This window comes from Specibacter sp. AOP5-B1-6, assembly GCF_052376555.1.
Classification (GTDB): domain Bacteria; phylum Actinomycetota; class Actinomycetes; order Actinomycetales; family Micrococcaceae; genus Specibacter.
Map to the genome: position 1 here is coordinate 56,777 of NZ_JBQSVT010000016.1, position 21,894 is coordinate 78,670.

Below are 21,894 nucleotides of genomic sequence, written 5' to 3' on the forward strand. Positions count from 1 at the left end.
CTGCCTGTGGGTGTGGCCACAAGCCTTCGAGGCCTCCGTGTGCCGTGCCGGAAGCTTTCCCCACAATGCGACAATGGAGGGCATGAGCAAGGAACTACGGGTTACGCAACTTTTTGACTGTGCCGACGTCGGCAAAAACTTTTTCCGTGAAGCCCGGCGGCAGGGACGGCCCTGGAAGATGGTCGAGGGACCTTGGACACGGGGCGGATCAAAAATCGCCTACTACGGCTTCCTCCTGGACATGGCGGCCGCCTATCCGCGTACGCAGCTGTGGCACGTCAACATGGGCGGACGGGCAAAATGGGCCCGCGGGCGTTTTGCACGTCCCTATGCGCTCACATTGCACGGAACCGACATTCGGGAGAACTACTGGCAAGAGCAGCACCATGCTGCGATCAAGGCCGACGTGGATGGTGCCGGGCACGTTTGGTACGCCACGCCGGACAACCGTGAGAAGGCCGAGCAGGCCCGGGCCGACGCAGAGTACATGCCCATCCCCGTCGACATTTCGGAGCTTCCGCCATGGGCGCCTGCAGCCAAGCCGAGGGTGTTCTTCCCGTCCCGCTGGGATGCGTCAAAGGGCGGCGACGCGTGGGTGCAGACCGCGGCCGATGTCGTCGCTGCGTTGAAGGGCATGGACGTCGACGTCGTCGGACTGGATTGGGGAGACCGGGCACCCGAGGTTGCCGCGATGGGTGTCCAACTGCTCCCGCACATGTCCAAGCCCGACTACCTGCGCGAGATGTCACGGGCCCACGTTGCCGTGGGCCAAATCGCGGGCATTCTGGCAACCAGCGAACTTGAAGCCATGGGCATGGGCATTCCGACCATTATTGCGGACCAGGATCCCGGCTATCCGTCGGACGTCGCCACCGTCTCCGTGGCGCGGGCGTCGGTGGGGGAAGCCGTGCGTGAGTCGTTGGCGGATCCTGCCGCGTTGTCGAGGGAACTGGCGAGTGTCGACTACATCCGCCGGACACACTCCCCGGAGGTTTTGCTGCCACGCCTGATCTCAGGGTACGAAAAGGTGTTGGGGGCCAACGCGTGAACCGCCCCCATCTGCTGTATATCGCCTTCGCATTTCCGCCAAGCTCGGCATCGTCCGTCTATCGCTGCACAGCCGTCGCCAATGGTTTTGTTGACGCTGGTTGGGACGTCACCGTGCTGACCGTGGAAGCGGAGATCTGGGCAGAGCTGACCGGCATGGACAACCAACTGCTGGAGGCTGTCGACCCCCGCATCAACGTGGTGCATGTTTCCGACGGCGGCTCCGAGGAGCCGGGGCGGCGCGACATACGCCGCTACTCCCGGTTCCGCATTGAAGCTCCTTATATATGGAAGGAAGTGTTCCGGCGCCGCAGCCGCAAGGGATTCCCCGAAGACTTCCATGCCCTGTGGCACAGGCCTGCCAGCCAAGCCGCACAGGAAATTCACCGCGGCAAGCCGGTGGACCTGGTCATGGCATCAGCCAGCCCGTATGTCTCCTTCAAGGTTGCCGGGGAATTGGCAGACGTTCCGTATGTGCTGGACTACCGGGATGCCTGGGCCTTCAACACCTTCACGGGGGCCGAGATTTTCAGTGTGTCTTCCGAGCGCGGACAACTGGAACATGGATATCTGCGGGGCGCACTGCAAAGCTGGTTCGTCAATGATCCAATTCACGACGAATATGCCCGCCGCTACCCCGAGGTGAGTGCCGAGATGAGGGTTGTGCCCAATGGTTTTGACCCCCAGCCCGGCCATGGCAGGCCGACGGCGGGGGCAACCGCTGAACCCCGCTTCGGATATTTGGGCACCCTGCAGTACACGGCCGTTCCACTGGCCGAATTCCTGGCCGGCTGGGACAACGCATTTGGCAATGAAGCCACAGCCCCGGCCCACGCCATCTTCAAGGGGAAGTTGAGCCCCACCGGCCTCGTGCCAGGCAATGTCCTGGAGATATTCAATTCAGGTCGACACCGGGGGTTGGCTTATGAGGGCCCGATCTCCAAGCGTGACGTCGCCAGTTTCTATCAAAGTGTCGACGCGTTGCTGCTCATCCTTCCGCCCGGAAAATATGTCACCGGCGGCAAGACCTCCGAGTATTTGGCTACCGGGCTGCCGATCGTTTCCATCCACGCAGCCGACAGCGCCGCCGCAACAATTCTGCGGGAATACCCGCTGTGGTTTGAAGCCAAGGACCTGTCCGAAGAAGGCATTGCGGACGCGCTGAAGGCCTGCGCCGCGGAACTGGCATCCCCGGACCCGCAACGCTGGGCTGCGGCGTGGGAGTACGGCCAGAGCTTTGAACGTTCTGCCACCTTGCGTCCCGCAATTGCCGAACTCCGGACCATGATCGAGGACGACTCCTCGACCGGCCCACAGACTGCCGATAGGAACAACACGTGAGCAAGACAATCCATGTGGCAATGCTGGTGGCCGGCAAGGACAGGGCTGATCTTGCGATCCAGGACCTGTGGCGCACTGCCCAACTGGCCGTGCCTGCACACGTTCGGCTGACAGGCACCGCTGTCTACGTTGCCGGGCCGGGCGAGCCAGTATTGGCAGGACAGCTCGGGCTCGATGTCGTGCAGCTTGAAATCCGTGGTGAAAGCTTCGCCGGACGGGCGGCGTTGGCCTTGGCAACAAGGCCCGGTCCGCTGGGCGTTGTCGGCCGCCTGCTGGACTACAACCTCGCGTCGCGCCGCCCCGCAAGGGCCATGGCCCGAAACCAGGCCTTGACTGAGCGGTTATGTGCCTCGGACATCGTTGTGTCAGCCGATCAGCGGGCTGATCGGGCCCTCTGGAAGCTGCGCAACAAGACGGCGGCCTCGCTTATCCATGGGCCCTTTGCCATGGCCAATGTACTCTCAGCGATGGCCCGCGATTGAAGAACCGTCCAGCGGCAGCAGGCCCGGTCGAGGCGCGCTTGTGTGGGATACTGTCTTGGTGAGTCGAACTTGGATAGTCATCCCCATGTATAACGAGGTGTCGGTGGTTGGCACCGTTATTGCGGGGCTGCGAGAGGTATTTCCCTTCGTGGTGTGCGTCGACGACGGCAGTACCGACGGCTCCCAACAAGCAGCACGTGAAGCCGGAGCCGTGGTCATTCAGCATCCAGTCAATCTGGGACAGGGCGCCTCGCTCCAGACCGGCTTTGAATACGCCTTGGGCGATCCGGAATTGGATTGCATTGTCACCTTTGACGCGGACGGGCAGCACCGGGTCGTTGACGCGTTGGCAATGGCCGGGCGCATCAAATCCGGTGAAGCGGATGTTGTGCTTGGATCGCGTTTCCTGGACAAGCGCACCCAGATGTCCTTCGCCAAGCGGACTGTATTGAGAACCGCGGCAATCCAGTCGCGAATGGCCACCGGCATGGCACTGACGGACGCCCATAACGGACTTCGGGCCTTCAGCCCCCAGGTGGCCCGCAAGATTCACCTGACTCAGAACAGGATGGCACATGCCTCCGAGCTGGTCCACCAGCTGGCTGAGATGAAGCCGGTATGGGTTGAACATCCTGTAGAGATCATCTACACCGATTACTCCAAGGCCAAAGGTCAGTCTCTGCTGAACTCAGTCAACATCCTCGCAGACCTCTTGTTTAGGTGACACAGTGCAAATAGTCGTCCAAATCGCCCTTGTCCTTGCCGTCATTGTCGTTTCCCTTGCCTTGATGCGGGGAGGATCCAACGCCAGGCACTTGGCCATTCGCCGGATCCTGCTCATCCTCTTTGCCTGCATCGCCGCATTGTCCATCTTCTTTCCTGGTCTATTGAGCCACGTTGCCCGCTTCTTTGGCATCGGCCGTGGCACGGATCTGGTGCTGTACGGACTGATAGTCAGCTTCCTGGTGTTCATGGCCACCACATACCAGCGGTTCCGGCATATGGAGACAGCATTGACCAAACTCTCCCGCAGGATCGCAATTGACGAGGTCAACAGAACGGCATCCCCGGTGGCCGTGGCCGCTGGAATGTCCACGCAGCCCGTCGAAGGTGCTGCGTCGGGTCCCAGACCAGAGACTGAGCTTGGCAGCCAAGCTTCCGGATGAGTGACGCGTGGAAAGCCGCACGCGGAATCCAAAGCGAGCCAACTGCACCGGCCATGGCCGGTCAGCGCAACTATGGCCTGGATATCTTGCGCATCGTCAGTATTTGCGGTGTGGTGGCCATCCACGTTTTCGGGCTTCGAGTGGGCTCCGAACCCAAGGAAGGACAGGGCTGGTGGGCCGCGACCGCCATCGACATATCCTTCATCTGGGTAGTGCCGGTGTTTGTGATGATCTCCGGAGCATTGATCCTTGGCTCCCGGCTCGTGGCGGCCTCGCCGGCGTCCTTTTATCGTAAACGGGCAGCGCGGCTCATTCCGGCACTGATTTTTTGGAATGCCGTGTACTTGATTGGCGTGCGAATTTGGATGCGTCACGAGGATTTGTCAGCCGTACGGATCGCGCAACTGCTGTATGACAGCTCCGTGTTCACTCAGCTGTACTTCCTGTGGCTCATTCTAGGCCTCTACGCGATATCACCACTGCTGGCATCATTTATCGCAGGCAAAGGCAGCCGTCGCGCATTGACCACCGCCGGCGTGCTGCTGGCAGTGAGCGTTTTGGCGTTCATGGGGTCGGGAATAATGGGATATTTCGGTGTCTCTCGACCCATATCACTGAATGTTTTCACGTATTGGCTCCCCTATGTGGGTTATTTTGCCGCAGGCTATGCCTTGCGAAACCTGCGCCTCAAGGGACTTGCCTTAGGTGCTGCGGCCTTGGGCACCGCAGCGTTGCTGGCCTTCACCGTGTGGCACTTCGGACATCGGGGCGTGTTTCCAATGCTGGACGCCCTGCTGCCGGTTTCCTATCTGGGTGCGGGGGTTGCCCTGGCAGCGTTGGGGGTGTTCGTCGTCGGACTTTCGGTGTGCGGGTTCATTGCAGTCCCTGCGCCGACCGGCAAAGTGCTTGTCGCCCTGTCCAACGCGTCCTTTGGCGTGTTCCTGGTCCACCTCGTGGTTTTTGAAGCGATCCGCCTGAACGTGCCGGTTGTTCGTGACGCAACGTCGTTCCCGGCAATTGCCTGCGCATATCTGGTGACATTGGCAGTTAGCTTTCTCATTTCCCTGCTTGCCGCGAAGTTACCGCTGCTCCGCCGGGTCTTTTGACGGCCTGCAGGGGCCCCGGCTTTCACTGGTGGCCCAATAGTCGGCAATAATGGGAGGCATGACGCACCTTCCTTCGCTGCTTATCCTGACTTTTTCGCCCATTCGTTCCGACCCCCGGGTCTTGAAGCAAGTGGAGTTGTTCAAGGACAAGTACCGCGTGAGCACCTGCGCCTATGGCGATGCCCCCGACGGCGTGGAGGAACACTTTGCCTTGCCAGCGGACTCACGTGGCTGGCCCTCTGACAAGGTCGGTCTGATCAGCCACCAGTACGGGCGAGTGTATGACGGACTGCCTGCCGTACAGTCTGCGCGGGCAATCCTGCCCAAGGGCAAATTCGATGTGATCCTGGCCAACGATCTCAACACGCTGCCGCTCGCCTTGGAACTTGAGCCGCGGCTTGGCGTGCACGCCGATCTGCATGAGTTCGCGCCGCGGGAAAAAGAAGACAACGTCAAATGGCGTTTGTTTATTGCGCCCTTCATGCGCTGGCTCTGTTCCCGCTACCTCCCGCTCGCAGCCTCGGTAACAACGGTTTCCCAAGGGATCGCGGATGAATATACCAAGGACTACGGCATGCCGGTGAAAGTTGTCACCAACGCCGCCCCCTACGCGGCCGGGACAGTGCGCCCCGCTGGCGAGCGGATCCGCCTCATCCACAGTGCTGCGGGGCAGCGCTACCGCAAATTGGAGAACTTTGTCGAGGCCATGAAGGACGCACCTGCGTGGTTGACCCTTGACATGATCGTCATGCCCAACGAGCCGGACTATGTTGCCGAACTGAAGGCCCTGGCAGCCGACGTTCCGGCGATTACTTTCCGGGACCCGGTGCCGTACAAGGACCTGGTCCGTACGCTGACTGAATACGATGTCTCCATAGTGTTTCTGCCGCCCACCAACTTCAACCTCAAGAACGCGTTGCCCAACAAGTTTTTCGAGGCGGTGCAGGCCCGCATTGCACTCATTGTTGGCCCATCACCTGCCATGGTGGGCTTGGTAAAGGAGCACGGATTGGGTGCCATTACCAAGGATTTTTCGGCGCAATCGCTGCGTGAAACGCTCTTTGCACTGACTCCCGAAGCGATCGACCGTTGGAAACAGTCAGCCGATGCGGCGGCCAGGCCTTTGTCAGCAGAGTCGCAGGTTGCCGTCTGGGAGACTGTGATTGCTGACATTGTGGGAGCTGGCTAATTTACTGCCAATGCGGTGGGTGCAGCCGCGGCCGGCACAACCATGGCAGGTGGAACTAACGCCCGTAGTTCTGCAGCTCCTGCAGCACTCCGTTGCTGACGCTGCCGGTGCCGCCCAGGATGACGATGCGTTGCGGTTTGATGCGCTTGAGTTCGGCGCGGACGGAGTTTGGCAGGACATTGGGGGCAGTCAGCAGGACCGGGCTGCCCTTGCGGGCTGCTGCGGCTGAGCCGGAGAGTGCATCAGAATACACCGCCCCGCTGGCGATGTAGACGGTTTGGGTCCCCACCCAATAGCTCGACCTTGATACGGAGGCCGAGACCTCGTACCTGTCGGCTCCGCTAATCCGGCTGACGGAAGTGCTGTACCGCTTCAACAGATTCATGACACTGTTGCTGACACTGCCTGTGCCGCCAAGAACCACAATCCGTTGGGGCTTGAGCCGGATCAGTTCTGCGCGGATGGCATCGGGAAGGATGGTCTTTGCGGTCAGCAGCACGGGGCCGCCCTGGTGGCCGGCCAAAGCCGACGCCGAGAGAGCGTCCGTATAGATTGCTCCGCTGGCAACATAGGCGATGCCTGTCCCGGCCTTGAACGTCGACTTCGAAACACCCGCAGAGACAACGTAGCGGTCCTTGCCGCTGATACGGCTGACGGAGGGGCTGTACTTCTTCAGCAGGCCCATGACGCTGTTGCTGACGGTGGCGGGCCCGCCAAGGATGACGATGCGTTGGGGCTTGAGCCGGGTGAGCTCTGCCCGGATGACATAAGGCAGCACGCCTGTCCCGGTCAGCAACACGGGGCCGTCGTTGTGCCCTGCCGCTGCCGAACCTGAAAGGGCATCGGTGTAGACCGCGCCGCTGGCGATGTACGCGGTTTTGGTGCGGGCCGGGAACGTGGATTTGGACACGGCCGCCGAGACTTCATATCGGTCCTTGCCGTTGATTCGTGTCACGGTGGTTCCCGCGGCAAACTTTTTCAGGCTGGCCAGGGATCCGTTCCAAACGTTGGAGTCGCCGGCAAAGGGACCGGTGGAACTGAATTGCCACATGCTGTAAACGGGCCAACCGGCCGGAAGCTGGAGTTTTGCACCACCGGTGTATGCGGCGATGTGGAGGGGCTGATTCTTGAACACTGTCGAATCGCCTGTGCAGGATTGCCACCAACCCAGGTTCGTGTAGATCATGGGCAGCCGCCCGGTCTTCGCCTGCACCCGGTTGGAGAAGGTCTTGATCCAGTTGACCATTTCACTGGAGTTCAGGCCGTAGCAGTTGGCGCCGTAGGGATTGTTTTCAATGTCAAGCAGGGGCGGCAATGTTTTTCCGTCTGCCTTCCACGCGCCGCCATTCTTGACGAAATAGTCCGCCTGCGAAACGGCAGAGGACTGGTTGGGCCGTGCAAAGTGGTAAGCCCCGTGCAGCATGCCCACCTTGGCGGCGCCTGCAAGGTGGGAGTTCCGGGAAGCGTCCGTGAAGTTGTTGCCCTCGGTGGCCTTGACGTACACAAAGCGGGCGCCCTTGGACCATTCGCCCGCCCAGTTGACGGTGCTTCTTGTATAGCCTGAATCGGCCTGCCAACCGCTGACATCCATGCCGAGAATTCCGCCGGCAGGTGTCCACAAGGGGGCTGCCGCCGACTTCACTGCCAACTTGGCACTGAGGGCTTTCGCGGTGATGGGGGCGTCGGCTGCGATGCCCACCTCTTCCTTCGCGAGCCCCTGGCCCATGAAGGCACCCGGATTCGGCAGGTTGTCGTCGTCTTCGGCTGTCGGTGACGCCTCGGCCGTCGGTGATGCCGTGGCGGTCGGTGACGCGTCGGCAGTGGCCGAAGGCATGGCTGTCGGTTCCGTGGTTTCCGCCGGTGTCGCGGAAGCCTCGGGTGCGGATTCGTCGCCAGAGTCGCCAGCGTCAGCGGGGACCGGCGTGGTTGTGTCCACGGGGGCCGATGGTGTGATCTCTTCCGGTGGTGCGACGACTTCCGGAGAGGTCTCCGGCGCGGGGGCGGGATCGGGCGCGTCCACGGGCGGAACCGCGGGATCTGTCGTCTCCGCTGGCGGTGCCGTCTCTGTTGGCTCTGCGCTCTCGGCAGGATCCGGCGACGCCTCCGGCTCAGCGGAAGGCTCGGGTGCGGCCGGGGTCTCAGGTGATGCCGCCGTCGTGCCTGGCAGTGTTGCAGCATGGGCGGGGACAGCTCCCAGCGAGAAGACTAGGGAAAATGTGAGCAACCCTGCCGCTGTGAACGAACCGGTCCGGCGTACCGAAGCCTTGCTCGGGGTGGTCAACAACTTGGAGAGTGTGGCAGGCAATTGAAAGCTCCGGAACATCGCAGGGGACCAAAGCTTTTCATTGCGGGGGCTGCAATGGGCGGCTTCAAGACGTGGGGTCAATGCTGCCAGCCTACTATCGAGTTGCAGGCATTGGCAGGGTTGGCAGTTTATCGTCCATGGGGCATGGTTGCTGCGGCGGGCTTGAAATAGAACATGCCGGCTTCGAAATGTTGGGTCCGCGTCGAAGGGAGTGGACGCGTATTCGTCCGTCATCGGATAGCGTGGCGCCCCGGCACTGGCGCATTTGTTACGGCACCTAATTTCCTCACGAGTCCCCGCAATGTCGGATGTCCGGGACTGGTGTCCGGGCGACCTCGGCGGCGCTGTTCGACACCGGGGCTCCGTTGGGGGCTGTGCCGGTTCCGGTGAGGTACTTGTCCACAGAACATATTTTCGCTCTGGCGCGCCTTCCCCACCGGGTCTAAGCTCCTGAACAAAGAGTGGACAAACACCGCAAAGGGGCGGACGTGGTCTGATTGGATGCATTTGCACTGCTGGAGGATGAAGTCAGGGAACTCATCCGCAGAAAGGGACTAGATCCGCTCAGGCAGGGTCCGGAAGTGCTTGCCCTAATTGATGCAGCGTTCAACGACTACGGCGAAAGGGCGCTTCTTGGTGCAGTCCCGGCCCTGGGCCAAGGAGACGACGTCAAGCGGCACGTGTTCAACGCCGTCGCCGGTTTCGGTGCCTTGCAGCCGTTCCTTGACGATCCCGACATCGAGGAAATCTGGCTCAATGCGCCCGACCGGGTGTTTGTGGCCAGGCAGGGGGAGTCAGAGCTGACGGGGCTGGTATTCACGGCCCAGCAGGTGCGCGACCTGGTGGAACGGATGCTGAAGAGCTCCGGCAGGCGCCTGGATCTCAGCTCGCCGTTTGTGGATGCCGCGCTCCCGGACGGCAGCCGCCTGCACGTGGTGATTCCGGACATCACCCAAAACCATTGGGCCGTGAACATCCGCAAATTTACTGCCCGGGCCAGCCGGCTTGACCACCTCGTGGAACTGGGATCGCTCACCCCGCAGGCGGCCCGTTTCCTGGGTGCTGCCGTCAGCAGCGGACTGAACATCCTGGTGTCGGGTGCCACCCAGGCCGGGAAAACCACCCTGCTCAACTGCCTTGCGGCCGGCATCGGCTCACGCGAGCGCGTCGTGACCGTGGAGGAGATCTTTGAGCTCAAGGTGCCGCTGCGCGATGTTGTGGGCCTGCAATGCCGCCAGCCCAACCTTGAAGGTGCAGGTGAAATTCCGCTGCGGCGCCTGGTCAAGGAGGCTCTGCGCATGCGGCCCGACAGGCTCATTGTCGGTGAAGTTCGCGAGGCCGAGAGCCTTGACATGTTGATTGCACTGAATTCTGGGCTTCCAGGGATGGCGTCCGTTCATGCGAACTCGGCCCATGATGCCGTCGTGAAGATCTGCACGCTGCCGCTGTTGGCCGGCGAAAATATCACCGCAGCCTTCGTGGTCCCCACCGTGGCGGCCTGCATCGACCTGGTGGTGCACTGCGTCAGGGCGCCCAACGGCAAACGCAGCGTAGGCCAAATCCTTGCCCTGGGACGACGCGTTGAGAACGGCATCATCGAATCCGGCCTCGTGTTCAGCACGGTCAACGGCCTCCTGACGGCCTCCGAAACCGCGATGCCCGCAGCTGAAAAGTTTGCCGCGGCCGGCTACAACGTGGCCACGCTCATGGGGGACTCCTGATGTCGGCCGTCGTGGGGCTGCTCGCCGGCATGGGTCTCTTCCTGATCTGGAACGCCTGCTGGAGCGAGCCCGCCCGCCAACCGCAGCCCGGGCGGCGCAGCAGGCTGGAACAACTGCTGCAACAGGCCGGCGTCCCTCAGGTGACGCCGACCTCCCTGGTCGTCAGCGCCGCCGGGCTGGCAACGGTGATGGCCCTGCTGGTTTTCGTGCTTAGCGGAGTCCCCGCCATAGCCCTGTGTTTTGGCCTGTTCAGCGGCTATGTTCCGTTTGCGCTCCTGAACATGAGGGCACGACGCCGGGCCGCCGTCATGCGCGAACTCTGGCCCGACGTCGTGGACCACTTGCGCTCGGCCATCCGGGCCGGGTTGTCCCTGCCGGAGGCGCTGGTCCAGCTGGGCAGCAAGGGCCCGGTCCAGCTGCGTGCGGAGTTCAAGACATTTGGTGCGGACTACAGGGCAGGCGGCCACTTTGAAGGTGCCCTGCAAAGGCTCAAATCCACCCTGGCCGATCCGGTCTCGGACCGGATCATTGAGGCGTTGCGGCTCACCCGAGATGTAGGCGGCTCGGACCTGGGCAAGCTGCTGGGCACACTCTCTGAATTCCTGCGCGACCACGCCCGCACGCGCAGTGAGCTGGAAGCCCGGCAGTCCTGGACGGTCAACGCCGCCCGCCTGGCAGTGGCCGCGCCATGGATTGTCTTGATGCTGATGGCCACGAGACCGGAAGCGGTGGGAGCGTACAACTCCCCGGCCGGCTGGGCCGTCCTGGGCGGCGGGCTGCTGGTCTCGGTGATCTGCTACCGGCTGATGCTGCGCATTGGCGCGTTGCCTGAAGAACAGCGGGTGCTGCAATGAACACGCACGCGGTGCTCGTGCTCGGCGTCGGCCTTGTGCTGGGCGCAGGGTTGTGGCTGAGCTTCACCCGGCTCCCAGCCATGCGCAAACCAAGCTTCGCCCAACGCGTGGAACCACAGCTGCGCTCAGTGGCCATCCGGTCCAAGCTCCTGGACGGCGACGAATCCGCGACGCTGTTTGGTCCGCTGGAACGAATCTTTCGGTTGGTCCTTTCGGACGCGGTGCATCGGCTGGGAAAATTCAATGTCAGTGTGCACGGCCTCAGCGGACGGCTGGAGCAGGCGGGACGCAGCGAGACGGCCCTGGAATTCAGGGCTGTGCAGTTGCTGTGTGCCGGTGCGGGGCTGATGGCAGGGGCACTGGTCTCGCTGTTTCTGCTCTGGCAGGGCAGCATCAACCTCATGGGTGCCGTGGCGTTGACCCTGGCACCCATGCTGGGCGGGTACCTGCTCTACGACTATCTGCTGGGCGTCCGGATCAAACGCCGGCAGGCGCTCATGCTCATCGAGTTCCCTGCACTGGCCGAACTCATGGCCCTGGCGGTCAGCGCGGGGGAGAGCGCAGCAAGCGCCCTCGACAGGGTGGCGCGGTCATCCAACGGGGTCCTGTCAGCTGAATTTGGGAAAGTCCTCGCGCAGACCCGCACCGGAATGCCTTTGGTGGAAGCCTTGAACGAATTCTCCGCGCGCGTGGACGTTGCCGCCCTGGCCCGCTTTGTTGACGGGATCAGCGTTGCCGTCAACAGGGGCACACCCCTGGCGGAGGTGCTCCGCGCCCAAGCCCAGGACGTGCGGGACGTGGCAAAACGGGAGTTGATGGAATCTGCTGGCCGGAAGGAAATTGCCATGATGGTTCCGCTGATTTTTGGGGTCCTGCCGCTCACCGTCGTCTTCGCCGTGTTCCCCGGCATTGCCTTGCTGCAGTTTGGCTTTTAGATGACGGCTGCACATGGCATGAGAAGGCATTCATCACAAGTAACCACGCATCACCGCTCGGAGGGAAGAGACCATGCAGGAAACGAACAAGTTCATCGGGATGGGGATGACTCTGCTGATTGCCGCGGGGCAATGGCTGGGCCGGTTCAGGGAGAACCTGGCCGCACGCTTTCCGGCGCTGGCGTTGCGCCCGGACACGGAGAGATCGCGCGGGGACGTGCCTGGTTGGGTTTTAATCACATTGATGAGCGCCGTCCTGGTGGCAGGTTTGCTGGCCATCGCCGGACCCGCCCTGGAACGGTTGTTCAACCAGGCGATGGAACAAGTCCAGCCGTAACGGCCGGGGACGGACAGGCAGAACCGAGCCGCCTCAGCGGAAGCTTCGCGGCTCAGCACCGTACCGGCGGGAGCCGCCCCGGTGCCGGCTCCGCCGGGACCAGACCCAGGCGGACCGGACCAGGGCGGTCCGCCAGGCGGCACGCCAAGCGGCCCGCCAGCGTGCGGGAGGCGGGCGCCGCCGTGGTGGACTTCGTCCTGGTGGGTGCGTTGGTGACGGTGATCTTTGTGGCCTTGATCCAACTGGCCCTGGTGCTGCACGTGCGCAATACTGTCGCCGATGCGGCGTCGTCGGCCGCCCGCTACGGCGCCCTTGGCGACAGAACTGCGGCAGACGCACAAGCACGGGCTAGCCTGCTCGTGGGCACCGCACTGGGTTCCGACTATGCCCAGGACGTCTCCGTCTCGGTGCAGACCAGCAACGGGATGGACATCCTCGTCGTCACCATCAGCGCGCCCTTGCCGGTCGTGGGCTTGTTTGGGCCGTCGCGCACTTTGGAAATGACAGGCCATGCAGTCATTATCAAATGAACCGCAACGAACCGGACCAAGCCGGCGCCCGGCCGCGGAATCAGGGTCCGCCATTGTGGAGTTCATCTTCCTTGCCGTGCTGCTCATGGTGCCTGTGGCGTACTTGATCCTTACTGTGGGCCAGGTCCAAGGCGGTGCCTACGCAGTCGTGGGGGCCGCCGACCAGGCAGCAAAGGTTTTTGTTCTGCACAAAGACCTGCCCGGAGCCCACCTCGCCGCGGAGCAGGCGGTTCAACTGGCCATTGAGGACATGGGCTTTGACCCCGCAAGTGCTGAACTGACCATCAGCTGCGACGGCGGCTGTCTCACGGCGGGATCAACCATCAGCGCCCACGTGCAGCTGCGCGTTGAATTGCCGGTGGTTGGCTCACTGCCAGGTGTCAATGCCACCGCCGCCACGGTTGATTCAACCGCCACCCAGAAAGTGGGCCGGTTCAGGTGATCCGGACCTGCCAGCGACAGCGCGCGACCGCCGGCAGCGGCGTGTTCCAGCGCATGCTCCGGCGCGGGCCGAACAAGGGCGGGGACGCGGGTCATGTCATGGTGCTGCTGATCGGCTACGTCCTCCTGGCGCTGCTGCTTGTCACGGTCGTCGCCGCGGCGGGCAGCATCTATCTGGGCCACAAGAAACTGCTGTCCATGGCCGACGGTGCTGCGCTCGCAGCCGCCGACACGTTCGAACTCAACGGCGGCAGTGCCGACAGCGATCCCGGCACCCTGCTCACCGACCAGGGAGTTCTCGCCGCGGCCCAGAGCTACCTCGCAGGCGTCGAAACTCCGGAGGGGCTGGGCGGCATTGCCCTTGGCCCGACCACCGGAGCCGGGGACGGCCGGACAGCGCAAGTGGGCATGATCGCCGTCGTGCATCCCTTGTTCATTAACTTTCTGGTGCCGGAGGGCATCGCCATCAGCGTGACAAGCACGGCCCGCGCGAACCTGGTGATGTAGCCCCGGCGCGGCGCTCCGACCCAACCACCGCCGCACATGCCGTAGGCTTGAATATCATGGCAGAGATCGACTTTCCCGCAGAACTCCGGGCGCTACGCGCCACCTACACTTCGATTGAGCAAGTCTCCGAGGTGGAGAAGCTCATGGAGGACATCGAGGATTTGTCCGACCAGGCCGGCTCTCCGAACCTGTGGGACGACCCCGCCGCGGCGCAAAAGGTGACCTCCAAGCTCAGTCACGCCCAGTCGAAACTGGAAAAGCTGCGCAAGCTCCAAGCCCGGATCGATGACCTTGAGGTGCTGGTCGAGCTCGCCCAGGAGGAGGGCGACGCCGATTCCCTCGCCGAAGCTGCCAAGGACCTCCCGTTGTTGCAGAAGTCGCTGGAGGACCTGGAAATCGTGACGCTGCTGGCCGGCGAATACGACGAACGTGAAGCAGTCATCACCATCCGTTCGGGTGCCGGCGGGGTGGATGCAGCCGACTTCGCCGAGATGCTGCTGCGCATGTACCTGCGCTGGGCCGAACGCCACGGCTACCCGACCGCCGTGTTGGACACGTCCTACGCGGAAGAAGCCGGACTGAAGTCAGCCACCTTTGAGGTCAAGGCGCCGTATGCCTTTGGCACCCTGAGCGTTGAGGCCGGCACACACCGCTTGGTGCGCATCAGCCCCTTCGACAACCAGGGCCGGCGCCAGACCTCCTTTGCCGCCGTCGAAGTCATCCCGCTGATCGAGTCCACCGACAGCATCGAGATTCCGGAAAACGAAATCCGCGTCGACGTGTTCCGGTCCTCCGGCCCCGGCGGCCAGTCGGTGAACACCACCGACTCTGCCGTGCGCATGACCCACATTCCCACCGGCACCGTGGTGTCAATGCAGAACGAGAAGTCGCAGATTCAGAACCGTGCGGCGGCGCTGCGTGTGCTGCAGTCGCGCCTGTTGCTGCTGAAGAAGGCCGAGGAAAACGCCACAAAGAAGGCCATGGCCGGCGACGTGAAGGCCTCCTGGGGGGACCAAATGCGCTCCTACGTGCTGAACCCGTACCAAATGGTCAAGGACCTGCGCACCGAACATGAAGTGGGCAACGCCGCATCCGTGTTGGACGGCGAGATCGACGACTTCATCGACGCCGGCATCCGCTGGCGCGCCGACAACCGGAACGCGGAGAAGGACTAACCACCTTCGACTCGGCGTCTGGACCGTGGCCGGGAAGGGCCGGGGATTGCGTTGCGGCCCTGAACGATATCTGACGGGTTTGGCCCCTTCTCGCGGCTGCACAGTGTTGGCATGTGAGGCGGGACCATCTTCACGGTCACGCCAACGCCAACGGCCAATTCCAACGCCAGGGTAGCGGTGGCGCCGCAGGAGCAGCTGCACCGGGGTGCGAAGTTCGGGAGGCTGGTTCCAGTGAAACGGTCCGCACACCATGCCATCCAAAGCCGGAAACCCCGCGGATTCACAGGAATGATCGAGCCTCGACACACCGGCACGGAACCAGCAATCGCTGTGTCCGACGCCTATAGTCATTATGCTGGCGGTTTCTTCCCCCAAACTACTGCCCGGCCGTCAGCATGCCAGCAATTATCGCTGGACGGGCAATGAAAAAGTCATGATTCGTTTTGAAAATGTGAGCATTGCTTACGATCGCAAGTCCAAGCCTGCGCTCGATGACGTTTCCCTGGATGTGCAGCGCGGCGAGTTCGTGTTCCTGGTGGGCTCGTCCGGTTCCGGCAAGTCGACGCTGCTGCGTCTGGTGCTGCGCGAACACAAAACCCCGCACGGGCAGATCTACGTTGCCGGCCAGAATGTGGCCAACGTGCCCAGCTGGCGCGTGCCCAAGTTCCGCCGCGGAATCGGCGTGGTGTTCCAGGACTTCCGCCTCATCCAAACCAAGACCGTTTTCGCCAACGTCGCCTACGCCATGCAGGTGCTGGGCAAGTCCCGCGCCGCCATCCGCGCCGAGGTCCCGCGCGTGCTCGAGCTCGTCGGCTTGGAAGACAAGGGCCACCGCAAGCCCACCGAACTTTCCGGCGGTGAGCAGCAGCGCGTCGCCATTGCCCGCGCCATCGTGAACCAGCCCGGCATCCTGCTCGCGGACGAGCCCACGGGAAACCTCGACCCCATCACCAGCGCCGGTATCATGGACATCCTGGACAAAATCAACCAAAACGGCACCACCGTGGTCATGGCCACCCACGACGACGACATCGTCAACTCCATGCGCAAGCGCGTCATCGAGCTGCGCCACGGCAAAGTGGTGCGCGACGAGGCCAAGGCCCAATACACCTCCATGATCCCGGTCGTCCCGGCGGCAGGTGGGGGATCCGCCGTCGGACCTGCAAAGAAGGACGACGCCGAACCCCAGACCCGCCGCCAGCGTGCAGTAAGTGCCGCGGCCGCAAGCAACGGCCCGGCCGCCGACTCCATGCCGCCGCGGCTTGAGCGCCGGCGCGGACTGCCGCTGGAGGATGAACCGAAGCCAGCCGGCGGAAACACCCCCAGCGGGCAGGCCGGCACCGAGAATTCAATGAATGAGGACCAACTGTGAGACTTGCTTTCATTATGAGCGAGTTGGGGAGCGGCCTGCGCCGCAACCTGACGATGGTCATTTCCGTCATCCTGGTGACGTTTGTGTCCCTGACCTTTGTGGGCGCGGCCGGGCTGCTGCAGATGCAGATTGGCCAGCTGAAGGGATTTTGGTACGACAAGGTCCAGGTCACCATTTACCTGTGCACCGATGTGCCGGCGAACAGCAACTGCGTGGCCGGCCCCGTCAACGACGAGCAAAAGTCGACCATTGAAGGCCTGCTGGAATCCGAGGCCGTCAAGCCCTACATCGAGAACTGGACGTTTGAAACCCAGGACGAGGCGCTGTCGCACTTCCAGGAACAGTTCGCGAACTCACCCATGGTTGATTCGGTTGAGGCGGCAAACCTGCCCTCCTCCTTCCGCATCAAGCTGACGGATCCGGAAAAGTACCAGATCATCAACGAAACGTTCTCGGCAACCCCTGGCGTGGACTCGGTGGTTGATCAGCGCAAGGTCCTTGAAAAGTTGTTCTCGTGGATGAACATCGCCACCTATGTCGCCATTGGTGTGGCTGGGCTGATGACTGTCTGCGCGGCCCTGCTGATCGCCACAACCATCAGACTTTCCGCCCAATCGCGCACCCGGGAAATTGAAATCATGCGTCTGGTGGGCGCATCCAGAACGGTGATCCAGCTGCCGTTTGTGCTCGAGGGTGTCATTGCGGCAACCATCGGGGCGGTGTTGGCCTCGGGGGCGGTGTGGTCCATTGTGCACTTCTTCATGGGCGGCTACCTGGCCGAATCCAACTCCGGGACGCCATTTATTTCCGCCGCCGACGCCTTTGCGATCTACCCTGTCCTGATCCTGCTGGGCGTGGTGTTGGCTGGGGTTTCTTCGGCAGTTTCCTTGCGCAAAAACCTCAAAGTGTAAGGTTAGTGGGGGCACTGTTACTCACGGTGCTCATGTGACTGGTGTTATCAGGCTGTTTCGGCAGCGATTCTCGAAGGAGCCACAAGGCATGAATTTGAAATCAAGCGGGGGAATTGGATCCGTGAAATCCCCCCGGCTTGGGCGCAACATGCCCGGCTCCCGCTCCTCCCGCCCGGTGGTGCGCCGCCTTGGCGCCGCGGTGACGGTGCTTCTTGCCGTCGGGCTGCTCGGCCTGGTCCCGCCGGCACAGGCCGACGACGCCAGCGACAAGGCAGCAGCCTTGGAACAGCAGTCCGCCCTGGAACAGCAGGCCCACGACGTCCAGTCGTCGCTGGAATTTGTGGATGCCGGCATTGCCAAGTCCGCAGCAGACCTTGTCACCTACCAAGGCCAGCTGCCCGGAGCCCAGGCGGCACTGTCCGAGGCGCAGACCCGCGTCAGCGCCGCCACCGGTGAAGTCAACTCGCTGGCTGCCCGGATCGACCTTGCCCAGCAAAGCAAGGACAAGATCACCGCGCAGATTGCTGCCGACGCCGAGAAGGCCACCGAAACCAAGGCAATGATCGGACAGATTGCCGCCCAGTCGTACAAGGCAGGCGGACTGCCGGCAAACCTGACCTTGATCCTGGGCGCCGGATCCAGCACCGACCTTGCCAACTCCATTGACCTCGCCGAACAAGCACTGCGAAGCCAAACCGCCGCCCTTGAACAGTTGACGGCGCAAAAGGCCACGAACAAGAATGCCCAGGTCCGCCTCGTCGCCGTCGAAGCGGAAATCAAGGACCTGAAGCAGCAGGCTGAAGCTGCCCTTGCCGCCGAGCAGGTCGCCAGGGACCAGGCCGCTGCGCAGAAGGCCACCGTGGACAAGCTGATCAGTGACTCGGCCGCGTTGAACTCCAAGCTCGAAGCCGAAAAACCGCGCATCCAGTCCAAGCTGAAGAAGGTCCAGGCAGAAAAGGACGCAGTGGGCGCCCAGATCGCGGAGATTCAGCGCAAGGAACGCGAAGCTGCAGAGGCGGCCGCCAAGGCCGAGGCCGAACGGGTTGCCCGGGCCCAAGCCGAGGCAGCGGCTGCTGCAGCCGCGGCCGCTGCGGCAGAGGCAGGCAACAACAACTACGTCCCGCCCGTCTTCGTTCCGCCGCCCTACGTCCCGCCGGCACCCGGCAATGTCTCGGCGTTTGGCCTGCAGCACCCCTTCGCAGGAAATATTCCGATCACCTCCCCGTTTGTGCGCAACCGCCCAGTTCCCGCCGGAACGGCCGACTTCAACGGAACCGGCTACTATGACCACACGGGCATCGACTTTGGCGCCCAGTGCGGCACCCCCGTTTATGCCCCTGCCGACGGCGTGGTGCAAATTGCGGGCCAAACCAACGTCGTCTACGGCGGCGGCAACGTGTTGTACATCAGCCACGGAGTCGTCCAGGGCAACGCCTTGATGACGGTTTTCTATCACAACTCCTCCGTCGTCGTCTCCGCCGGACAGTCCGTCAAGCAAGGCCAATTGGTGGCATACTCGGGCAGCACGGGAAACTCCACAGGCTGCCACGCCCACTTTGAGACCTGGCTCAACGGAACCCCGGTTGACCCGATGGGCCTGCTGTAGTCGTCCGCACCGTCAAGCTTGCTAAACTAAGGGTTCGCGCCGGGATGCTTTGCAGCAGCCCAGCGCGAACCCGCAGTTTTTTCAAGACCGCAGTATTTCACAGCGGCACCATTTCAAGTCCGCATCATTTCAAACAAAAGGGAGCCAGCTGTGCCTAAGGAAAGTGGCCTGAAAGTGGTGGCCACCAATCGCAAGGCCCGGCATGATTACCTCATCATGGACACCTTTGAGGCCGGACTGGTCTTGATGGGCACCGAGGTGAAGTCCCTGCGCGAGGGCCGGGCCTCCTTGGTTGACGGCTTTGCCACGTTCTACAGCGACGAACTGTGGCTCGAGGGCGTCTACATCCCTGAATACCTCAACGGCAGTTGGACCAACCACACGGCCCGCCGCCGCCGCAAGCTGCTGCTGCACCGCGAGGAGCTGGAGAAGATCGACCGCAAAACCCGCGAATCCGGCTTCACCATTGTGCCGCTGCAGCTGTACTTCAAGGACAGCCGGGCCAAGGTTGAAATCGCCATCGCCCGAGGCAAGAAGGACTACGACAAGCGCCACGCCCTGCGCGAGCAGCAGGACAACCGCGAGGCGCTGCGGGCCATGCGCGCAAAGAACCGCGGCGGCAGCGGCGAGTAGCAGTCCCTGCCGACGGCCCGGAACGTGCGCACGCCCGTAGTTTGACCTGCGCCGGCTTTGACCTACGCTGGCAGGGACGGCAGCTCATACCGAAAGGCCAATAGTGGTTGCGCTTGGAAACAAACGCTGGTGGATCATCGGCGCGTCCATAGTGGGCGTGGCCCTGGTGGTCACCCTGGTGGTGCTGTTTTTCAATGACAGGCTGGCAGGACCTGCATCGTCTGCCGGCAGCAGCTCCGCCCCCGCCCCGGCCACCAGTGGGGCAGCATCCCCAACGCCCTCGCCACCAACGCCAGTTCCGTCGCCCTCAGTGCCGACCCCTGCGCCGACCACTGCGGCACCGCCGCCAGCCAGCGCAAGCCAGGGTCCGACGTCGGACAGTCCGGCCGGGGGAGTGGCTGCGGCCAAGCTTGCTGCCATGAGCCTGGAACAAAAGGTGGGGCAGGTGCTCATGGTGTCCTCGCCGGTCACCGGGGCCGACGCGGATTCGCTGTATGCGGTGGACACCTTGTATGTGGGCAACGTGTTCATGAAGGGGCGCAGCGAAGCCGGGCAGGCGGGGATCGGCGCGGAGGTTTCGGCCATCGCCGGACAGGTTTCGGGTGCGCGGACGGAAGGCGTGCGGCCGTTTGTGGCCACCGACCAAGAGGGCGGTTTTGTACAGATCATGCGCGGGCCTGGTTTTGCCGACATGCCGCAGGCCATTGAACAGGGCCGGCTGCCGGCGCCGGAGCTGCTCGCGGACGCCACTGCCTGGGGGCAGCAGCTGGCCGGGGTGGGTGTCAATGTGAATCTCGCACCCGTGCTGGACACCGTGACGAGCGCGGCATTCGCCCCGCAGAACGCCCCGATTGGCGCGTTTGGCCGCGAATTCGGCTACACACCCGCAGCGGTGTCCAGCGCGGGGCTCGCCTTTGCTCAGGGGATGATGGCCGCCGGTGTTGACCCGGCTGTCAAGCATTTTCCGGGGCTGGGGCGCGTCACCCTCAACACCGATGTCTCGGCCGGGGTGGTGGATGACACCACGGTGCGCCACGACCCCTATATCGAGCCTTTTCGGGATGCGGTCGATGCAGGGGTGCCGTGGCTGATGATTTCCAACGCGTCCTATCCATTGATTGACCCGGATGACATGGCTCCGTTCTCGCCGGTGATTGTGCACGACATGGTGCGCGGCGACCTCGGGTTTGACGGAATAATTGTCAGCGACGACATTTGCGATGCCGTGCAGGTGGCGGCGGTGCCGGTCTCCGAGCGCGGGGTCCTGTTCCTGAAGGCCGGAGGCACCATGGCGCTGTGCACGAACCAGTCGCTGATGCCGCAGATGTACCAGGGCTTGGTGGACGCGGCGGAAGGTGATCCCGGTTTTGCGGCCCAAATTGATGCCGCGGCGCTGCTGGTGCTGCAGGCCAAGGCTGACAAGGGATTGATCGATTAACGGTGCCCGCCTCCTTGTTTGTGCCCCGGGGCATGGCTGCCGGAATAAATTCCCGGCAGGATGCGCTAGCATGGATAGTCCACGAACAGTTCCCTTCAAGGCGCTGGGCGTGGGTTTGAAAAAACAATAGGGGATGATCGGTTTCGACGGTGTTAGTCGAGACAGGTGAAGCGGGTCGAGGATACAGGGTTATCTCGTTAACGATCTCTGTAAAACACAAGTGCTGACTCAAATCGCACTGACTTCGCTCTTGCTGCCTAAGCAGTAAGACAGTCCGTCAGCCCGGGAATGCTCTCGTCCCGGATACTGGCGTCATCTAGAGGGCCACTGCTCTAAGTTCTTGTTGTAGGCGCTTAGGGGACTCTTATACAACTGGGCCTGGCAGCTACTTGTTTGCGAGATAGCTGGGGCCGAGAAAAACCGCTGCAAACTGCACCCGGAGAAGCCCTGACAACACAACATCGGACGGGAGTTCAATTCTCCCCATCTCCACATCCCTATTGGGACCTGTTCCCCGCCATTGCGGCGGGGGACGGGTCCTTTTTTCATGCCCGGACAGTGCCCGGTTTCCCTGGCGGCCGGGGGTGAAGTGCGGGGTCAAATAGGGTCGGATTTGCCGTTGCGCCGTGGCGCCACTGCCAAACTCTGATTGGACAACCTTGTGCTTTGCGGGAACGGCTGTGACGATGCGGCCCCGGACACCACGGGTTTCCGCACACTTTTCACCGGCAAGTCGATACAAAGGAACACAATGCACGGACGAGTACCAGAGGCAGTGTCGCATTCTCCTGGGGGGAT

Annotated in this window: 21 protein-coding genes, 1 other RNA gene and 1 pseudogene; 22 read left to right on the top strand and 1 reads right to left on the bottom strand. The window is 62.7% G+C overall.

What is annotated here, in order from left to right:
- Positions 1 to 82 precede the first annotated feature (82 nt).
- From ACT3TS_RS10225 to ACT3TS_RS10255, 7 genes are all read left to right on the top strand, one after another.
- The gene (locus ACT3TS_RS10225; protein ID WP_444531406.1) at positions 83 to 1,048 is read left to right on the top strand and encodes a hypothetical protein; all 966 of its coding nucleotides are present in this window, start codon (positions 83 to 85) and stop codon (positions 1,046 to 1,048) included.
- Entirely contained in the window at positions 1,045 to 2,388 is a 1,344-nt protein-coding gene (locus ACT3TS_RS10230) for a glycosyl transferase (RefSeq protein ID WP_444531407.1), read from the top strand. Before ACT3TS_RS10225 ends, ACT3TS_RS10230 begins: the two co-directional genes overlap by 4 nt.
- Positions 2,385 to 2,870: a hypothetical protein gene (locus tag ACT3TS_RS10235; protein ID WP_444531408.1), complete on the top strand. Its 486-nt coding sequence runs from the start codon at positions 2,385 to 2,387 to the stop codon at positions 2,868 to 2,870. The genes ACT3TS_RS10230 and ACT3TS_RS10235 overlap by 4 nt, the downstream gene beginning before the upstream one ends.
- A gap of 85 nt (positions 2,871 to 2,955) precedes the next feature.
- Entirely contained in the window at positions 2,956 to 3,594 is a 639-nt protein-coding gene (locus tag ACT3TS_RS10240) for a glycosyltransferase family 2 protein (protein WP_444531409.1), read from the top strand.
- Between the two features lie 4 nt (positions 3,595 to 3,598).
- Positions 3,599 to 4,036 (top strand): DUF2304 domain-containing protein, encoded by a 438-nt coding sequence (locus ACT3TS_RS10245; protein WP_444531410.1) that lies wholly within the window; start codon positions 3,599 to 3,601, stop codon positions 4,034 to 4,036.
- A 53-nt stretch (positions 4,037 to 4,089) separates the two neighbouring features.
- Positions 4,090 to 5,142, top strand: a complete 1,053-nt coding sequence (locus tag ACT3TS_RS10250; protein ID WP_444531411.1) for an acyltransferase — start codon at positions 4,090 to 4,092, stop codon at positions 5,140 to 5,142.
- Positions 5,143 to 5,200: 58 nt separating this feature from the next.
- Positions 5,201 to 6,331, top strand: coding sequence for a glycosyltransferase (locus ACT3TS_RS10255; RefSeq protein ID WP_444531412.1), 1,131 nt, complete (start codon positions 5,201 to 5,203; stop codon positions 6,329 to 6,331).
- A 55-nt stretch (positions 6,332 to 6,386) separates the two neighbouring features.
- Here ACT3TS_RS10255 and ACT3TS_RS10260 read toward each other — a convergent pair whose 3' ends face one another.
- On the bottom strand, positions 6,387 to 8,165 hold the full coding sequence (locus ACT3TS_RS10260) for a cell wall-binding repeat-containing protein (protein ID WP_444531413.1): 1,779 nt from the start codon (positions 8,163 to 8,165) through the stop codon (positions 6,387 to 6,389).
- Here ACT3TS_RS10260 and ACT3TS_RS10265 point away from each other — a divergent pair.
- The 15 genes and pseudogenes from ACT3TS_RS10265 (at position 8,164) to ssrA (ending at position 21,591) form a co-directional block, all read left to right on the top strand.
- The gene (locus ACT3TS_RS10265; protein WP_444531414.1) at positions 8,164 to 8,640 is read left to right on the top strand and encodes a hypothetical protein; all 477 of its coding nucleotides are present in this window, start codon (positions 8,164 to 8,166) and stop codon (positions 8,638 to 8,640) included. The genes ACT3TS_RS10260 and ACT3TS_RS10265 overlap by 2 nt on opposite strands.
- A gap of 493 nt (positions 8,641 to 9,133) precedes the next feature.
- Positions 9,134 to 10,357, top strand: coding sequence for a CpaF family protein (locus ACT3TS_RS10270; RefSeq protein ID WP_444531415.1), 1,224 nt, complete (start codon positions 9,134 to 9,136; stop codon positions 10,355 to 10,357).
- The gene (locus ACT3TS_RS10275; RefSeq protein ID WP_444531416.1) at positions 10,357 to 11,211 is read left to right on the top strand and encodes a type II secretion system F family protein; all 855 of its coding nucleotides are present in this window, start codon (positions 10,357 to 10,359) and stop codon (positions 11,209 to 11,211) included. Before ACT3TS_RS10270 ends, ACT3TS_RS10275 begins: the two co-directional genes overlap by 1 nt.
- Positions 11,208 to 12,146: a type II secretion system F family protein gene (locus tag ACT3TS_RS10280; protein ID WP_444531417.1), complete on the top strand. Its 939-nt coding sequence runs from the start codon at positions 11,208 to 11,210 to the stop codon at positions 12,144 to 12,146. Before ACT3TS_RS10275 ends, ACT3TS_RS10280 begins: the two co-directional genes overlap by 4 nt.
- 73 nt (positions 12,147 to 12,219) lie before the next feature.
- Positions 12,220 to 12,483: a hypothetical protein gene (locus tag ACT3TS_RS10285; RefSeq protein ID WP_444531418.1), complete on the top strand. Its 264-nt coding sequence runs from the start codon at positions 12,220 to 12,222 to the stop codon at positions 12,481 to 12,483.
- Between the two features lie 182 nt (positions 12,484 to 12,665).
- Positions 12,666 to 13,013 (top strand): TadE/TadG family type IV pilus assembly protein, encoded by a 348-nt coding sequence (locus ACT3TS_RS10290; RefSeq protein ID WP_444531419.1) that lies wholly within the window; start codon positions 12,666 to 12,668, stop codon positions 13,011 to 13,013.
- Positions 12,994 to 13,455, top strand: a complete 462-nt coding sequence (locus ACT3TS_RS10295; RefSeq protein ID WP_444531420.1) for a hypothetical protein — start codon at positions 12,994 to 12,996, stop codon at positions 13,453 to 13,455. The genes ACT3TS_RS10290 and ACT3TS_RS10295 overlap by 20 nt, the downstream gene beginning before the upstream one ends.
- The gene (locus ACT3TS_RS10300; RefSeq protein ID WP_444531421.1) at positions 13,452 to 13,961 is read left to right on the top strand and encodes a pilus assembly protein TadG-related protein; all 510 of its coding nucleotides are present in this window, start codon (positions 13,452 to 13,454) and stop codon (positions 13,959 to 13,961) included. Before ACT3TS_RS10295 ends, ACT3TS_RS10300 begins: the two co-directional genes overlap by 4 nt.
- A gap of 56 nt (positions 13,962 to 14,017) precedes the next feature.
- The gene (prfB, locus tag ACT3TS_RS10305; RefSeq protein WP_444531422.1) at positions 14,018 to 15,136 is read left to right on the top strand and encodes a peptide chain release factor 2; all 1,119 of its coding nucleotides are present in this window, start codon (positions 14,018 to 14,020) and stop codon (positions 15,134 to 15,136) included.
- A gap of 433 nt (positions 15,137 to 15,569) precedes the next feature.
- Positions 15,570 to 16,265, top strand: a pseudogene (ftsE, locus tag ACT3TS_RS10310) (cell division ATP-binding protein FtsE); the annotation flags it as partial.
- 239 nt (positions 16,266 to 16,504) lie between these two features.
- A complete protein-coding gene (ftsX, locus tag ACT3TS_RS10315; protein WP_444531423.1) occupies positions 16,505 to 17,419 on the top strand; it encodes a permease-like cell division protein FtsX in 915 nt (304 codons plus the stop codon).
- 148 nt (positions 17,420 to 17,567) lie between these two features.
- On the top strand, positions 17,568 to 19,025 hold the full coding sequence (locus ACT3TS_RS10320; protein ID WP_444531445.1) for a peptidoglycan DD-metalloendopeptidase family protein: 1,458 nt from the start codon (positions 17,568 to 17,570) through the stop codon (positions 19,023 to 19,025).
- 150 nt (positions 19,026 to 19,175) lie between these two features.
- Positions 19,176 to 19,658 carry an SsrA-binding protein SmpB gene (gene smpB / locus ACT3TS_RS10325; protein WP_444531424.1) on the top strand — a complete coding sequence of 161 codons (483 nt, stop codon included), beginning with the start codon at positions 19,176 to 19,178 and terminating at the stop codon, positions 19,656 to 19,658.
- A gap of 103 nt (positions 19,659 to 19,761) precedes the next feature.
- On the top strand, positions 19,762 to 21,096 hold the full coding sequence (locus tag ACT3TS_RS10330; protein ID WP_444531425.1) for a glycoside hydrolase family 3 N-terminal domain-containing protein: 1,335 nt from the start codon (positions 19,762 to 19,764) through the stop codon (positions 21,094 to 21,096).
- A 129-nt stretch (positions 21,097 to 21,225) separates the two neighbouring features.
- Positions 21,226 to 21,591, top strand: a transfer-messenger RNA (tmRNA) gene (ssrA, locus tag ACT3TS_RS10335).
- Positions 21,592 to 21,894: the final 303 nt, after the last annotated feature.

What these genes read in the sequence shown, in the direction of transcription:
- ACT3TS_RS10225 (WP_444531406.1), top strand. Translation starts at nt 83, where the DNA reads ATGAGCAAGGAACTACGGGTTACGCAACTTTTTGACTGTGCCGACGTC.
- ACT3TS_RS10240 (WP_444531409.1), top strand. Translation starts at nt 2,956, where the DNA reads ATGTATAACGAGGTGTCGGTGGTTGGCACCGTTATTGCGGGGCTGCGA.
- ACT3TS_RS10250 (WP_444531411.1), top strand. Translation starts at nt 4,090, where the DNA reads ATGGCCGGTCAGCGCAACTATGGCCTGGATATCTTGCGCATCGTCAGT.
- ACT3TS_RS10255 (WP_444531412.1), top strand. Translation starts at nt 5,201, where the DNA reads ATGACGCACCTTCCTTCGCTGCTTATCCTGACTTTTTCGCCCATTCGT.
- ACT3TS_RS10265 (WP_444531414.1), top strand. Translation starts at nt 8,164, where the DNA reads ATGGCTGTCGGTTCCGTGGTTTCCGCCGGTGTCGCGGAAGCCTCGGGT.
- ACT3TS_RS10260 (WP_444531413.1), bottom strand. Translation starts at nt 8,165, where the DNA reads ATGCCTTCGGCCACTGCCGACGCGTCACCGACCGCCACGGCATCACCG.
- ACT3TS_RS10275 (WP_444531416.1), top strand. Translation starts at nt 10,357, where the DNA reads ATGTCGGCCGTCGTGGGGCTGCTCGCCGGCATGGGTCTCTTCCTGATC.
- ACT3TS_RS10280 (WP_444531417.1), top strand. Translation starts at nt 11,208, where the DNA reads ATGAACACGCACGCGGTGCTCGTGCTCGGCGTCGGCCTTGTGCTGGGC.
- ACT3TS_RS10285 (WP_444531418.1), top strand. Translation starts at nt 12,220, where the DNA reads ATGCAGGAAACGAACAAGTTCATCGGGATGGGGATGACTCTGCTGATT.
- ACT3TS_RS10295 (WP_444531420.1), top strand. Translation starts at nt 12,994, where the DNA reads ATGCAGTCATTATCAAATGAACCGCAACGAACCGGACCAAGCCGGCGC.
- prfB (WP_444531422.1), top strand. Translation starts at nt 14,018, where the DNA reads ATGGCAGAGATCGACTTTCCCGCAGAACTCCGGGCGCTACGCGCCACC.
- ACT3TS_RS10320 (WP_444531445.1), top strand. Translation starts at nt 17,568, where the DNA reads ATGCCCGGCTCCCGCTCCTCCCGCCCGGTGGTGCGCCGCCTTGGCGCC.